Source organism: Fluviispira vulneris (genome assembly GCF_014281055.1).
GTDB lineage: Bacteria > Bdellovibrionota_B > Oligoflexia > Silvanigrellales > Silvanigrellaceae > Silvanigrella > Silvanigrella vulneris.
Window position 1 is genome coordinate 81,103 of sequence record NZ_JACRSE010000003.1, and the last position, 15,651, is coordinate 96,753.

Annotated in this window: 16 protein-coding genes; 10 read left to right on the forward strand and 6 right to left on the reverse strand. The window is 33.2% G+C overall.

Features of this window, described 5'->3' with window-relative positions:
- Positions 1 to 23: 23 nt before the first annotated feature.
- From gcvPB to gcvT, 4 genes are all read right to left on the reverse strand, one after another.
- Complete coding sequence (gene gcvPB, locus H7355_RS07155) at positions 24 to 1,502, reverse strand: aminomethyl-transferring glycine dehydrogenase subunit GcvPB (protein WP_186646120.1); 1,479 nt, start codon at positions 1,500 to 1,502, stop codon at positions 24 to 26.
- A gap of 12 nt (positions 1,503 to 1,514) precedes the next feature.
- The gene (gcvPA, locus tag H7355_RS07160) at positions 1,515 to 2,876 is read right to left on the reverse strand and encodes an aminomethyl-transferring glycine dehydrogenase subunit GcvPA (protein WP_186646121.1); all 1,362 of its coding nucleotides are present in this window, start codon (positions 2,874 to 2,876) and stop codon (positions 1,515 to 1,517) included.
- Positions 2,877 to 2,939: 63 nt separating this feature from the next.
- Positions 2,940 to 3,326 (reverse strand): glycine cleavage system protein GcvH, encoded by a 387-nt coding sequence (gene gcvH, locus H7355_RS07165; RefSeq protein WP_186646789.1) that lies wholly within the window; start codon positions 3,324 to 3,326, stop codon positions 2,940 to 2,942.
- Positions 3,327 to 3,352: 26 nt separating this feature from the next.
- Positions 3,353 to 4,483 carry a glycine cleavage system aminomethyltransferase GcvT gene (gene gcvT, locus H7355_RS07170; protein WP_186646122.1) on the reverse strand — a complete coding sequence of 377 codons (1,131 nt, stop codon included), beginning with the start codon at positions 4,481 to 4,483 and terminating at the stop codon, positions 3,353 to 3,355.
- A gap of 353 nt (positions 4,484 to 4,836) precedes the next feature.
- On the opposite strand from gcvT, the gene H7355_RS16200 reads away from it, so the two are divergent.
- A complete protein-coding gene (locus tag H7355_RS16200) occupies positions 4,837 to 5,982 on the forward strand; it encodes a glycosyltransferase family 87 protein (RefSeq protein ID WP_390808233.1) in 1,146 nt (381 codons plus the stop codon).
- Between the two features lie 17 nt (positions 5,983 to 5,999).
- On the opposite strand, the gene H7355_RS07180 is transcribed toward H7355_RS16200, so the two are convergent.
- Positions 6,000 to 6,563, reverse strand: a complete 564-nt coding sequence (locus H7355_RS07180; RefSeq protein ID WP_186646125.1) for an inorganic diphosphatase — start codon at positions 6,561 to 6,563, stop codon at positions 6,000 to 6,002.
- A gap of 133 nt (positions 6,564 to 6,696) precedes the next feature.
- On the opposite strand from H7355_RS07180, the gene H7355_RS07185 reads away from it, so the two are divergent.
- From H7355_RS07185 to H7355_RS07225, 9 genes are all read left to right on the forward strand, one after another.
- Positions 6,697 to 7,074 (forward strand): translation initiation factor, encoded by a 378-nt coding sequence (locus H7355_RS07185; protein ID WP_186646127.1) that lies wholly within the window; start codon positions 6,697 to 6,699, stop codon positions 7,072 to 7,074.
- A gap of 147 nt (positions 7,075 to 7,221) precedes the next feature.
- Positions 7,222 to 8,406 (forward strand): nucleotide-binding protein, encoded by a 1,185-nt coding sequence (locus H7355_RS07190; protein ID WP_186646129.1) that lies wholly within the window; start codon positions 7,222 to 7,224, stop codon positions 8,404 to 8,406.
- A 5-nt stretch (positions 8,407 to 8,411) separates the two neighbouring features.
- A complete protein-coding gene (locus H7355_RS07195; protein ID WP_186646131.1) occupies positions 8,412 to 9,122 on the forward strand; it encodes a helix-turn-helix domain-containing protein in 711 nt (236 codons plus the stop codon).
- A 37-nt stretch (positions 9,123 to 9,159) separates the two neighbouring features.
- Complete coding sequence (locus tag H7355_RS07200; protein ID WP_186646133.1) at positions 9,160 to 10,146, forward strand: RluA family pseudouridine synthase; 987 nt, start codon at positions 9,160 to 9,162, stop codon at positions 10,144 to 10,146.
- Positions 10,143 to 11,225 (forward strand): chorismate-binding protein, encoded by a 1,083-nt coding sequence (locus H7355_RS07205; RefSeq protein WP_186646135.1) that lies wholly within the window; start codon positions 10,143 to 10,145, stop codon positions 11,223 to 11,225. The genes H7355_RS07200 and H7355_RS07205 overlap by 4 nt, the downstream gene beginning before the upstream one ends.
- A 175-nt stretch (positions 11,226 to 11,400) precedes the next feature.
- The gene (locus tag H7355_RS07210) at positions 11,401 to 11,703 is read left to right on the forward strand and encodes a hypothetical protein (protein ID WP_186646137.1); all 303 of its coding nucleotides are present in this window, start codon (positions 11,401 to 11,403) and stop codon (positions 11,701 to 11,703) included.
- A 160-nt stretch (positions 11,704 to 11,863) separates the two neighbouring features.
- Positions 11,864 to 13,042 carry an ADP-forming succinate--CoA ligase subunit beta gene (gene sucC / locus H7355_RS07215; protein ID WP_186646138.1) on the forward strand — a complete coding sequence of 393 codons (1,179 nt, stop codon included), beginning with the start codon at positions 11,864 to 11,866 and terminating at the stop codon, positions 13,040 to 13,042.
- Between the two features lie 26 nt (positions 13,043 to 13,068).
- Positions 13,069 to 13,950: a succinate--CoA ligase subunit alpha gene (gene sucD / locus H7355_RS07220; RefSeq protein WP_186646139.1), complete on the forward strand. Its 882-nt coding sequence runs from the start codon at positions 13,069 to 13,071 to the stop codon at positions 13,948 to 13,950.
- Between the two features lie 126 nt (positions 13,951 to 14,076).
- Complete coding sequence (locus H7355_RS07225) at positions 14,077 to 14,703, forward strand: hypothetical protein (protein ID WP_186646140.1); 627 nt, start codon at positions 14,077 to 14,079, stop codon at positions 14,701 to 14,703.
- Positions 14,704 to 14,708: 5 nt separating this feature from the next.
- Here the strand turns inward: H7355_RS07225 and H7355_RS07230 are convergent, their stop codons facing one another.
- Positions 14,709 to 15,599, reverse strand: coding sequence for a glycosyltransferase (locus H7355_RS07230; protein WP_186646141.1), 891 nt, complete (start codon positions 15,597 to 15,599; stop codon positions 14,709 to 14,711).
- Between the last annotated feature and the right edge of the window lie 52 nt (positions 15,600 to 15,651).

The window sequence follows — 15,651 nt, forward strand, 5'->3', positions numbered from 1 at the left end:
TAATTCCTTTTTACTTTAAATATTTATTCTTCTTTAAATTTATATTTTAAATTTAATTCTCGTGCAGCTTTTACTTCATCGACTTTTTCCCTAAAAGTACGCTTTGGATATACTGTCTGAGAATCATTTTGTTCTATAATTTCTTTAACAGAATTTATAAATCGGTCAAGCTCTTCTATACTTTCAGTTTCTGTTGGCTCAACCATAAGTGCATTTTTAACACATAATGGGAAATAAACTGTTGGGGGATGCATACCGTAATCAATTAATGCTTTTGCTAACTTTGATGTATCAAAACCATTCTCTTTTTGATTTAAATCATTAAATATGATTTCATGTAAATGATGTCCATTTACTGGAATGTTTAATATATCTTTTAACTGTGACTTAATATAATTTGCATTCAAAATAGCATTTTCACTAACTTCTCGCAATCCTTTCCCACCAAGAGCTTTAATGTAACACCAAGCTCGAATAAACATACCAAAATTTCCATAAAAAGCTTTCACTCTACCAATAGATTTTGGTGAATTATAATTTAAAGCATATCCATTATTTTTTTTCTCGATTAATGGAACTGGCAAGAATGGAACCAATTTTTCGCTGACTGCTATGGGCCCACTGCCAGGGCCACCACCACCATGCGGAGTTGTAAATGTTTTATGCAAATTAAAATGAATAACATCTGCACTAAAATCACCTGGGCGACTGATTCCCAACACGGCATTCATATTTGCGCCATCAATATAAAGAAGAGCATCTTTTTCATGTAATAGTTTTGCAATTTGCTCTATATTTTTTTCAAAAAAGCCGAGAGTATTCGGATTTGTGAGCATCATTCCAGCAACGTCATCATTTAAAACCGCTTCAACTGATTCTAAAGTAACATATCCATCTTTACCTGTTGCCACTTGGACTATATTGAAACCAGCGAGGGCAGCACTTGCAGGATTTGTTCCATGCGAAGTATCTGCTGTTAAAATCGTGCGTCTATTTCTACCTTTATTTCTATGATATGCGGAAATTAAAAGTAGTCCTGCAAATTCTCCTTGCGCACCTGCGCTCGGCTGTAACGAAACAGCTTTGAGCCCAGTTATTTCTTTCAAATCTTCCTGCAATTCATACATAATTTGTAAATGAGCTTGACTCCATTGAATTGGATCGTAAGGGTGTAATTCACATATGTCAGCACTCCTTGCAACCTCTTCATTCAATCTTGGATTGTGCTTCATTGTACAGGAACCCAAAGGATATATTCCAAGATCAATTGCATAATTCCAAGTTGATAAACGAGTAAAATGTCTTACAACTTCTGATTCTGAGAGTTCAGGAAGTCTTGCATTTTTTGCTCTCGAGTTATTACCAAAATATTTTTTCGCTGATACTTTTGGAACATCTAATTCTGGTAAGCCAAATCCATAAGCACCTTCATGTGATCTTTCAAACAAGAGAGGTTCTTCTAAAACAACTGCATGACTTGTAGTTTTATTTAAATAGCTCATTATATTTTCACCTTATCCAAATCTTTTTAAAAGTTCAACATATTTATCTAATTCATCGCGCGTTTTCTTTTCAGTCACAGCTACTATTAGACCTGTTTTATCTTCAGGAAAAAATCTTTGCAATGAAACACCAGGAGCCAGATCACTTTCAACACATTTTTGAATAAATTCAGCTGAAGAAGTTTTTAAATCAATTACAAATTCATTAAATGAATTTGTTTTACTATAGCGAATTTTTGCTTTTCCAGTCTTTAATAATTCTGATTTTAAATATTCTGACTTCGCTAAATTTTGTTCTGCCAAATCAATAAAACCTTGCTTACCAACCAACGCTAACCAAATCGTAGCCCAAAGTGCGCATAAATTTTGATTGGTACAAATATTTGAAGTCGCTTTTTCTCTACGAATATGCTGTTCACGCGTGCTTAATGTTAAGGTATAACTTCTTCTCCCAAGAGCATCGACTGTTTCACCGCAAAGACGGCCTGGCATTTGTCGCACATTTTCCAAACGACTTGTAAACAGACCTAAATAAGGTCCTCCAAAACTTTGCGGCAAACCAAAACTTTGTCCCTCACCAGTTGCAATATCTGCGTTATATTCTCCAGGAGTTTTTAATAGAGCAAGACTCAGAGGCTCTGTTACGTTAGCGGAAAATAAACTTCCTTTCGAGTGCACTAAATCACATAAATCTTGCATGTCTTCTATGCAGCCCATGAAATTTGGGCTTTGTGCAATCACGATGGCGACATCATTTCCTAATAAGGTTTTTAACGCTGTTTGAGAGGTTTTTCCTTCTTCATTTAAAGGAATAATTGTCACCTCAACTCCTAAGTTTGTTACATATGTTTTTAATACTTCGACATATTCAGGATGCACGCCTGCAGAGATGAGAATTCTTTTTTTATTTGGTTGCATTCGCATTGCCATCAATGCAGATTCTGCCATACTTGTTGAACCATCGTAATGTGATGCAGACGAAATATCCATGCCAAATATCTCTGCAATCATACTTTGAAATTCGAATAAAGCTTGCAATGTACCCTGTGATATTTCTGGTTGATAGGGAGTATAAGACGTTAAAAATTCACCTCTTAATGTCAATTGATTTACAGCCGCAGGGCAGTAATGATCATAAACACCTGCACCTAAAAAACTTAAATATGAATTTTTATTTCTTGAGTTTTTTAAAAGATCATTTATTTTTCTTTTTATATCAAATTCTGATAATTCTTTTCCAATTGCTAATGTACCAGAAAATTGAACTGCTTCAGGTATTCCTTTTAATAATTCATCTAGGGAATTGACCCCACAGGCTGCCAACAATTTTTTTTTATCTAACTCTGTAGTTGGCAGAAAACGATGACTTGACATTTAATACTCCTTATCAAAAAAAAAGACGGGTTTTCACAACCCGCCTTTAAAATCTTTTTAAAATTAATTGCCACCTTTAATGTAGTTTTCATACTCAGAAGCACTCAATAAATCGGTTGGAATATTTTCAACCTCTACTTTTACGAGCCATCCTTTTGAATAAGCATCTTCTGCGAGACAATCTGGAGAATCAATTGCTGTTTGATTTATTTCTGTAATTTTACAGCTTACCGGCATATAAAGATCGCTGACTGTTTTGACAGATTCAACAGTGCCGAAATTACCTCCAGCTTTAAAACTTGCACCCACTTTTGGAAGATCGAGATACACAATATCCCCAAGCTGATCGATAGCATATTTTGTGATTCCGATCGTTCCAACATTTCCTTCAATTTTAATCCATTCATGCTCTTTTGTATATTTTAATCCATTTGGATAAGACATTTGTATTCCCCTTTTCCACTTAATCCTTAAGCTCAACCCTGAGCACTACCATGAACAAAAAATGGTTTTTTTACAACTAAAGCAGGTTTTTTTTCTCCTCTAATTTCAATCCATATTTGCGATCCAAGTTTAGAATAAGCTTGATTTACATATGCTAAACCTATATTTTTGCCGACTGTTGGAGCTGGACAGCCACTCGTTACTATGCCTATACATTTTTCTTCCCCGTTTGAGGCATAAACTTTATATCCATGTCGTCCAATAGCTCTATCTTGCATTTCAAATGCAACCAATTTTTTTGTCAAACCTGCTTCTTTCTGTTTGAGAAGCGCTTCTTTTCCTACAAAATTATTTTTTTCAAATTTAGTGACCCATCCTAAACCACATTCTAATGCGCTGGTTGTGTTGTCCATATCATTTCCATATAAAAGATAACCAACCTCCAAACGCAACGTATCTCTTGCTCCTAAGCCGCAGGGTTTTACAGAATACTCACCGCCTACTTGCAATAACCCCTTCCATATTTTTGCTGCTGCAGATGCTGGAATATAAATTTCATAACCCAATTCACCTGTATAACCAGTTCGCGCTATAATTGCAGGCACGCCAAGCACTTTTCCTTCAGTAAAATGATAATAAGCAAGCTCAGTAATTTTTACGTCCACAACTTTGGCTATAAGTTCACGACTTTTTGGCCCTTGAATCGCAATTTGTGCATAATCATCGCTAACATTTTCTAAATGAACTCCCTGTTTAGGGCAGTGTTCTTTGAACCAGGCATAATCTTTTTCAATATTACTTGCATTTACACAAATAAAGAAAGAATCAAACCCTCTTCTATATATGATTATATCATCAACTAAAGTTCCGTTATCATAGCACAATGCACTGTATTGTGCTTGACCTATATGCAATTTTGCAACATCATTTGAAACGAGGCTCTGCAAATACTCAAGTGCTCCTCGACCCGTTACGATAATTTCGCCCATATGACTGACATCAAAAATTCCAACTGAATTTCTGACAGCTTTGTGCTCATCAACCACTCCAGTATACTGAACAGGCATATTCCATCCCGCAAAAGGAACCATTTTTCCATTTAATGCGAGATGCTCTTCATATAATGGAGTCAATTTTAATTTTTCTTCTACTGGTAATGACATTTCATCCTCCAACGGCAGCATATAAATTTTTTGGACAAATCATCATCTTAATATAAATGAAGTGAGTCAACTTATTTAAAAATTAATTTTATAAAATTGCAAATTGTATCCTTCATTTCAGAAATATGAAAAATGCATTTGGATTTATCATTGATTATTGATATGTTTAATTGATATCCATAATTTGAGGAATCTTTTATATTATGATTAAATCTAAGCGATTTGATATTAAGGCTGAAACATTCTTGAAATGTTTTTTTGCAATTCTATTTTCTCTAGTGATCATTCGATTTTTCCAAGATAGACTTACACTTTCCGATTTAAAAGTATATTATGGAGCCTCCCGCGCTTTGATGGGGTGGAGTATTGATCCAAATATATTTGGTCATTATTATGAGCAAATTAATGATCCAAATCCCTACCATGCCTATTTTGGCGTTACCAGTGGCATTTACAAATATGCACCATTTTCTTTATTATTGTTTCTTATTTTTTCTATATTCCCTTGGAATGTTCTATTATTTCTATACCCTTTCATAAATATGCTAGCATTTTATGCATTCTTCAAAATTTTAAAAACTTTACTAATTGACAAATTTTATTTATACAATCCAGTAGATCAAAAGAAATTAAATATAGCGTTTATCCTATGTTTTATCTTACAGTCTCATAATATTTACAGAGAAATATTTATGGGAAATATTAATATAATCTTAATGCTTTCATGTGTATATTTTTTAAAATTATTTCTTAACAATAAAACTTTCCTTTCTTCTATTATATTATCTTTAATAATACTTATTAAACCTCACTTTATTTTTATTATTCCTTTAATTTTTATATTTAAGTATTTCAGATTAATATTTTATTCTGGAGTGGTCTCATTTCTTATATTTTTCTCTATTTTTCCCATTTTTGGTATAGAAAAATCCATTGCACTGATTTCAAGTTGGCTCAACACAATCAATGTTCATAACAATTATGCTTGGTATTTAGAAAATCCTCTCAATCTTCAATTTATAATATGGAAATTTTTAAAACTATTTCTATCTAATTTAAATAACTCTCAATTAACCGCATATACTTATTCTGTGATAATAATAAGCCATTTAATTTTATTTATAAATATAGTACTAAAAAGAAAACAATACAATAATATTATGTTTTTGAATTATTATTTTATAATATTAGCCTTGATTCCATTTGTTTTTTTAGTTGATAGCAATCAACTTATTTATACTATTCCTTTAATAGTTATATTAATATACAATTACATGCTACATACAAAGAGCTCCAATAATACTCTTTCACAAATATCTATTTATTTATTTTCTTTACTCTTTATATTTATAATTATGACCCAACAAATACCAAAGGATTGGCTACCATTAAATTTCTTTGTGGGTTTTTCATACTTAACATTTTTTATATATAGTTATTCTATTAAGTATATTTTAAATACTTTGAATAGGCTGACTAGCAGTCGTTCGCATTTTTGAAAATAATAAACTCAGGTCTAGCTTTTAAGTTTATCTTTATTTTTATTATAGAGTTCAATACTTTCTAAAACAACTTTTTCAGCTTCTGCTTTACTGTACCAACCAGAGACTTCCACTTTTTTGTTATCGAGTAGTTTATATGTCTTAAAAAATTGTTCTATTTCTCTAAGCATATGGGGATTCGACTTTTGTATTTCTTCTATATCAGTAAAATGTTTATATTGAGGATCATCTGCATGCACTGCTAAAATTTTATCGTCCGTTTCTCCACCATCAATCATTTTCATTACACCAATGACTTTTGCGTTCATCATGCACATAGGTTGAGCAGGATCTTGGCCAATGACCATGATATCAAGAGCATCGCCGTCATCGCAGTATGTTTGAGGAATAAATCCGTAATTAATTGGATAAAACATAGGACTCGACATCACACGATCTAGTAATAACAATCCAGATTCTTTATCAATTTCGTATTTGTTTTTGGATCCACGGGGAATTTCTATAATTGCCGTTACAACTGATGGAACTTTTTTACCAATGCTCACTGCATGCCATGGATGCCAAGGATTCACTGCCATAAGATAAACTCCTCATAAAAATAGTTTAAAAATCCCTTTCTCATTGCAAAAGCAAGGGATAAAGAAGACTTTCTGTTGTACATGCTGAATGCCCATTTGTGAAGAAAAATATGAGTACGACTTGGAGGGGATCATGACAGCTAAAAAACGAGCAAAACCAATTAAACTTGAATGGAGTGGGGGGCTTTCATCAACTGAAAGCGAAATCCCAATCAGCTTAAAAACTAAAAATCAAAAAACCGAAAGCAAAGTTGCAGCAAAAATCACTGGAAAAGCTGACATAAGGCGAGAGAGCAAGGGCAGAGCGGGCAAACCTGTCGCAATTGTTTGTAAATTTTCAGATGTAGAAGCTAAAAATCCAGAAAGTTTAAAGCTCCTTTGCTCCGAACTAAAAACCTCACTTGCATGCGGTGGCACTGTAGAAAATGACGAGATTATTTTAACCCTCCGTGATTTTGAAAAAATCAAAATCACCCTCGAAAAACTAGGAATATTAGCTAGAATAGTTTGAAAATATTTTTAAGTTTTAACTAAACAAATAAGATTTTGTTTTTTATTTTTTTGACAAAGCCTTCACACTGCAAAAAATTTCTCCCATGTTTTTAGATAATCTGACGATAATGAATGAGATATAAAATTTTATTCAAGGTGATTGAATATGTTAAAAACGGTTTCTAAAGGAATATTTAAACCGAATAGCAAGGAAGCCATAAACTTCACTGAAAAAATAATTCGTGCATACTATAACGGTCAAAATATTGAAGATAGAGACGATCCTAGCAACAATTTAACAGAACAAAATATATCTATTATTGAGCAAAACTTCTCTCCCAAAGAAGAAAAAAAACATAACAATCACACTACAGAATCTCAAGAAAAACAATACCCATCTCAAAACAACAATGGCCCACAAATTATATCTATTGGTGGAGGCAAGGGCGGTATTGGCAAAAGTTTTCTTTCTGCAAATATTTGTGTCCGTTTGGCTTCATTAGGCTACAAAGTTTCCGTTGTTGACCTCGATCTTGGAGCGGCGAACTTACACACATGCTTAGGCGTTCCAACTCCTCGCTCTGGTATTGCTGACTTTATCCATGGCAATGTATCTACTCTTGAAGAAACGGGTATCTCTTGCTGCTTTCCAAATCTCATTTTGTATGGGGGTGGACAAGAATTTTGGCAACAGATTAAACCACAAAGCGCTCAGAAAATAAAACTTATTTCAAAACTACAAGAGCTTGATGCCGATTTTGTTTTTCTGGATTTAGGTGCTGGAACACATGTTCATACACTGGATTTCTTTATTTTCTCCCATGGTGGAATTCTAGTAGTTGCTCCAGAACCAACGAGTATTGAAAATGCTTATGTTTTTATGAAAAGTATTCTTTATCGAAAAATACAAAGTATATGTAAAGCATTTGATATAGACGCTAACACTGAAAAAGAATTGTTAACTAAAATATCGAACCCACGTAGTTCAGAAACACCATTTTCGCAGCTCATTACATTTTCGCAAAAAAATACTGATATTGGCAGACAAATTAAAGAAATGATTCAAGAGACAAATATTGGCATTATAATGAATCAAGTTAGAACTAAAGAAGACCGTGACCTTGGCGAATCTATGGCACTCATTTGCAACCGGTATTTTGGTTTCAGCGCACAATATTTAGGATCAACTCGATATGATGATGCTGTTTGGAAATCAGTGCGTATCAGAAGACCTCTGATCCTAGATTATCCCTTGTCAGCAATTGCATCAAATATAAATCAAATAACTGATAAAATTATAAAAAAATTCATTCAGAATGATGAAAAGGAAAGCATAAATAGAGCTGGATAATTAATATGAACACAGCTAATAAAAAAAGAAGCCCCTTTGAAATTCTAGGTCTGAGTGAAAATAATATTTCACTCCGTAAAATACATATTGCTTATGAAAATTTAAAGAAACAAGTCGAAGCATCTATTACTAAAGATATTACCCATGAAGATCTCGAATTTGCTTTTCAAGAGCTTGTTAATTATACTGAAAGACAAAATTCGAATGATAATGAAGAAGAAGTTATTTCTGCTCATTTATTACCAAATATGAAAGCAAAAAGAAAGACTGCGAGAGACGATGCAAATATTATATATATAAGAAAAGATATACCTAAAAAACAAAAAGAAATCGAAATTATAAATCGCCCGATCGACAGTCTTATGGAAATGAAAGTCTCTATTAAAAAGTCTCGCGCTATATTTGCAGAAAATCCTGATTATATGAAAAGAATCGAAGAAATAATCTCTGAAACAGAAGAGATATCAGGAAGTTTACTCAAACGTCTCAGAGAAGAACTGAGAGTTTCAATTGACGAAGTTGCGAATCGAATAAAAGTAAGCAAATCATATCTTGAAGCAATAGAAAATGATTCTTTCTCAAGCTTACCTGCAGAAGTTTATGTAAAAGGATTTTTCAATTCTTATTTAAACTATCTTGGTCTTGACAGAAAGGATATTGTTGAAGCATTAACAGAAGTCTATAGAACGCGGAGAAGGCTGACAAAAAGAAAATAAGCAGTCAGCTCTTTATTACACAGGTTTATTTTAAATAATGAATAATACAATAGAAATAACTGTTCCTGAGCATCTCCAAAATGAACGCCTTGATGTAATACTCACTCGTTTGATTGATCTTATACCAAGTCGATCTTTTGCTGCAAAATTAATTGCAAATAAACAAGTTCTTGTTGATAATAAACAAGTCAGATCTTCATATAAACCAAAAGAATTACAAAAAATTTCAATCGATCTTAGTTTTATTGATGCAATAAATTCTGAGCCTATTGGTGAAAAAATAGATCTTGATATTTTATTTGAAGACAATGATTTAATCATTATAAATAAACCTGCCGGAATGGTTGTCCATCCAGGAGCAGGTGTGCATTCCGGTACACTTGTAAATGCTATTTTAGCTCATTGTGGGGTTACTTTACCTTCCCTTGGCCTCCCATCACGTGCAGGTATAGTTCATAGACTTGATCGTGATACGAGTGGTGTTATGGTTGTAGCAAAATCACAAATTGCTTTAACTAATTTATCTAAACAATTTGCTGATCATTCTCAAACTCGTATATATCATACTTTAATTTATGGAAACATACTTCCAGCCAGAGGTAAAATAGAAACTTGGCATGGAAGGGATCCTAAAAATAGAATTAAATATTCCGTTCAACCTGAAGGTAAAGGAAAAAAGGCTATATTATCTTACAATAAATTAAATACTTTTATGGATAATAAAATTTCTTTAGTAGAATGCCAATTGTATACAGGTAGAACTCATCAAATCCGTGTTCAATTAAGTAATATAGGCCACGGAATATTAGGAGATGCTTTATACACAAACAGCACCAATGAATTAAATTCTGACAAAGAACTTAAAGCACTCATAAATAAAAATGCGCAAAGACATATGCTACATGCAGTCCATTTAGGTTTTAAACATCCTGTTACAAATGTAGAAATGTCTTTTCAATCTCCATACCCCCAAGATTTTAATAATTTGTTATTATTATTGGAGGCGAAAGGAAAAAAATTTTGAACGATAAATTATTAAATCAGTTTTTAAACTGTGGTTTTTTTATTGGTGACTTAAATGAAGATAAAATATGGTTAATGTCTTCATCTATCCGCCAAGAAAAATATCTTGAAAATAATTCATTTCCTTTTTTTTACTTGAATAATTTCTTTTCAAATAAAAAAAATCCCTTTTACAAAGGTCTTAATTTTCAAGAAATGAACATTTCAGATTTTCAAAATATTATTGAAAAAGAATCCAGTAAAAAACCAGATATTAAATGGGATCAAGCTAATAAAGATTTTTATTTAAAACAATATTCCGAATTAAAGAAGGAATTATCTTTAAAAGTTCTTAAAAAAGGTGTTCCTTACACTTTTCAAGAAGGTTCATGCAAATTAAATAATGAAAACAAACTTTACTTAATTAAAAATATATTAAAAAACAGAAAACAAAACTCTTCCTATATATATGGATTCTGGAAGGATGATGAAGGTTTTATTGGTACAACTCCTGAACTATTATTTATACAAAAGAACAATAATATTCAAACAATAGCATTAGCTGGCACTGTTCCAAATGAAAAGAATGTTGATAAAAATAAATTTATAAACGATCCTAAAATGCGGAACGAACATGTCTATGTCATAGAAGGCATGAAACAAACACTCGAAAAATTTGGTGAATTTTCTATTGGAAAAACACACTTACTTGAGTTACCTAAACTTATCCACTTAAAAACGGATATTAATATTAAAATATCCGAAAATATAGATTTTGATTACGAATCTTTTCTAAAAGAATTACATCCTACTGCTGCTTTAGGAATCCTACCAAAAAACTCTAAAAGTAGTTGGCTAAAATCATTCGAGTCCACTAAAATTAATAGAGGATACTTTGCAGCACCATTTGGTGTCGTATTAAATAAGAATAACTCTATATTTATTTCCACAATAAGAGGCATGCAATGGCAGAATAAAAAACTCAAAATAAGTGCAGGAGGCGGGGTTATACAAGAAAGTATTTTTGCAGATGAATGGATTGAAATCTTATCCAAGATCAATTCTATCAAAGACAATCTAGGTCTTCATTCCACAAATTAAGCTTTAATCATTGTTTAAAATCAAGAATTACCGATACATATAACACTTCAATACTTCACACTTAAATATTACCGCTTAGTTTACAGGCGCTTACAAAAAATACGTGGATTTGAGCCTATTTTTTATGCAAAATCTATAAAGATAGTTTAATTTTTTAAAGCCTTTGGGGTATATTTTGAATAAGAAAAATAATTTCAAAAAATTACACTCTGATGAGTTACAAAAAGCTCTGCAAAAAAGAAATGATTATTTTGATTCTCTTTCTCCAGAAAAAAAAGAAATTGCCCTTAAGTTTCAAGAGTTCATAGACTGTGAACTGAAAAAAGCAGGAAATCAAAATAATAGAGTCACGATTTTACATACTTTATTAATGAATTACATGAATGAGCTTGGATTTGAATCCAAATCTCTTGCAAAAATCCTGCAAGAACTTAATAAGAATATAAAAGACATGACAAAAAATGAATCCTTAAAATAATTATTCTTTAAAGCAAATAAATCAAGCTTTAGCATGAGGAACCCCTTTCACTCTCTAAAAAATAAATGTAAAGTCGCACTTTGTTGAGACAATTGCCCCTTTGGCAAATAGGGTTTGATTGCCCTTTTTATTAAATGGATTTTAAAATTTGGAGAGTTTCATGAATATTCATGAGTATCAGGCAAAAGAGCTACTTTCTCGCTTTGGCCTAAGTATCCCACGCGGCAAAATCGCTTGCACACCAACCGAAGCTGAATGGGCTGCTCGGAAACTTGGCTGCGGAAAAGATGGAAAAATAGCTGTCGTAAAAGCACAGGTGCATTCTGGTGGCCGTGGTAAAGCAGGTGGCGTTAAACTCGTGAGAAGCCCCGAAGAAGCTAAAGTTGTAGCAGAAAAAATGATCGGCATGACTCTTGTCACCAATCAAACAGGTCCGCAGGGTAAAAAAGTTCACAAACTTCTTGTTGCAGAAGGATGTGATATAGAAAAAGAATATTATTTTGCTCTCGTTGTAAATCGTGAAACTGCGACCATAGGCGTGATGGCTTCTACTGAAGGCGGCATGGATATTGAAGAAGTTGCAGAAAAACACCCAGAAAAAATTGTGACTGCAAATATCGATCCTACTGTTGGCTTACAAGAGTTTACAATCCGTAAATTAAGTATTGCTTTAGGTTTTGGTTTGGGAACTCCCCTTGCAAAAGATTTTGCAAAAACATTACGCGGACTCGTCAACGCTTTTGTAACTTATGATTGCGATATGCTAGAAATCAACCCACTTGTTTTAACAAAGCAAAATACAATTGCTGTGCTTGATTGCAAAATGAGTTTCGATGAAAATGCACTCTTTCGTCATCCAGAAATATCTGACCTTCGTGATTACGAAGAAGATGATATTAAAGAACTTGAAGCTTCAAAATATGGCTTAAGCTATGTTTCCCTTGAAGGAAATATTGGTTGCTTAGTAAACGGCGCAGGCCTTGCTATGGCAACTATGGATATTATTAAACAAACTGGCGGAGAACCAGCAAACTTTCTCGACGTTGGAGGAGGCGCAAATCAAGAGACAGTAACTCAAGCTTTCCGCATTATTTTACGTGATAAAGCTGTAAAAGGAATATTTGTAAATATTTTTGGTGGCATCATGAAATGTGATGTTATTGCGAACGGAATTGTTGCTGCTGCAAAAGAACTTGGCTTAAGAGTTCCATTAGTTGTTCGTCTTGAAGGTACCAACGTGGAAATAGGTAAGAGAATTTTAAATGACTCAGGACTGAATATTTTAAGCGCTTCTTCGATGAGCGATGGCGCAAATAAAATTGTTCAAGCGGTTAGATAACAAGAGCTTAAAAAAGGACTAAAATCATGTCAATTCTCGTTGGGAAAAATACAAAACTTATTTGCCAAGGTATTTCTGGGAGCGCTGGGAAATTTCACTCTGAAAAATGCGCTGAGTACGGCACAAATCTCGTTGGAGGCGTTGTTCCTGGTAAAGGCGGTTCATCTATTCTTGATCGCCCTGTGTTTAACACAGTTGAAGAAGCTATTAAAAAAACCGGTGCTAACGCATCGATGATTTTTGTTCCTCCTCCTTATGCAGCGGATTCTATTTTAGAAGCAATTGATGCTGGTATTGAACTCGTGGTTGCAATTACAGAAGGAATTCCTGTTCTTGATATGCTTCGTGTGAAAAAGGCATTGATGAGCGCTGGTGGAAAAACCCGCCTCATCGGACCGAACTGTCCAGGAGTCATTACTCCAAGCGACAAGTGCAAAATTGGAATTATGCCTGGCCACATTCACCTTCCAGGACGAGTTGGTATTATCAGTAAATCAGGCACTCTAACATATGAAGCCGTTGGACAAACATCAGCTCTCGGAATCGGTCAATCTACTTGTGTAGGTATCGGTGGAGATCCCATCAATGGAACAAGTTTCATCGATGTCCTAGAAATGTTCCAAAAAGATCCAGAAACCGATGCTGTGATTATGATCGGTGAAATCGGTGGAAATCTAGAAATAGAAGCTTCTGAATGGATTAAACGCAATATGAAAAAACCTGTTGTCGGCTTTATAGCTGGCCAAACAGCGCCAAAAGGCAAGCGCATGGGTCATGCGGGTGCAATTATCAGCGGCGGAAAAGGAACGGCTGAAGAAAAAATAGAAGCAATGAAAGCCTGTGGTTTGCACGTTGCTATGAGTCCAGCTGATATGGGAATCACTCTTAAAAAAGCTTTAAGAATATAAATATTATATTTCCCTCTAAAAACCTCTCGATTAAAAGAGAGGTTTTTTTGTATACTTAGCTTTATACGAATAGTGTTAAGAATAATCTGATCAGCTATTATAAAAAGCTATGTAATGAGGGATTTTATGAAACTTTTTAGCAAATACTCTTTAAGATTTCTGGTAACAATTTTTTTTATTCATTTACTCTCAAATACTTTTGCATCTCCTCAGACAGAAACGATTATTTTTATTCGTCACGGAGAAAAACAAGTAGATAAAGAATTTGGTCAGATTAATTGCAAAGGTTTAAATCGTTCTTTAAAATTGTCAAAACTTCTTACTGAAAAATATGGTATACCGAATTTTATTTTTGCCCCAAATCCAAATGCAAAAACTGGGAAAAATGACTCAAAATATTCATATTTACGCCCATTAGCGACCATTGAACCCACTGCCATTTCTCTTGGTCTACCGGTGAATACTCAGTTTGGCTTAAATGATATATCTGGTATTAAAAAAGAACTGCTTAGCACCCAATATTCTGACTCGTTGATATTTGTAAGCTGGGAGCATTTAGCATTAGTTAAAATCGTTAAAGAAATTTTTACTGAAGATACAAAAAATTTGTCGTCAGAAATTCCTGACTGGCTGTCTTCAGATTATGACTCAATATATAAACTCAATATAGTGAAAAGTAACTATTCATATAAAATAACATTTACAAAGGAATCACAGAGTTTAGATGGTCTAAATGAGACATGCCCCAATTAAAAAAATTATTTTTTAGCAAGCAAATCCAATCCACAATCGATGTATGGAATATTTTTCTCTTCGACTTCTTTTAACAATGCCTCATTCAAAATTTGTTTTGAACCTTGCTCTCTTTTTGCATGATATATGTGATATTGAATTGCACGATGACATAAAGATCGAACTTTAACGCCAATTAAACGCAAACGGTATTCTAGATCGCTTTCTTCACCCCCATAGGAATGAAATTTCATATTAAAACCATTTATTTCTTCGATATCTTTTTTATAGCAAGAAAAATTGCAGCCAACAATTCCTCTTTTTTTTCTATTAAAATAATTAAACAGGAGATCATTCTTAAAATATATAGTTTTAAAACCATTGCCATCTTTAAAAAAGGATAAATAAATGAATAACCACCAAGTGATTTTTTCTAAATATTTGTCTAAAATTTTCTGCGCAGAAAGTTTTTGCGAGATTGATTTTGTCAATTCTGCTCTTCGGCCAGCAAGAGCCACTTTGGGTTCAGCAAAACTAAGATGATCTTCTAAGAATTTATGATGCAAGATACAATCTGCATCGATAAATACGAGGTATTCACCTTTTGAATGATAGATACCTTTGTTTAATACTTCAGACTTTCTAAATCCTCGGTCTTCCTGCCAAATGTAGGTAGCAGCAAATGGTGCTTGCGCAAGGAGCTTTTGAATCTGGTTGGAGTTCTCTGGATTTGAACCATCATCACAAACAACAACTTCAAAGTGCTCTCGCCCAAGGGATTGATTGACGAGGCTATAATATGTGAGTTCAAGAAATTTAAAATTATTATAGCAAGTGACAATCAAAGAAACCTTTGGTTTTGCACATAAATTGCTTTCATTTCGCCATATCATATAAGGTATTTGTATAAAGTCCATAAGTCCCAATTAAAATCAATATAATAAAGATCAGAAAGAACAATGCAATCCA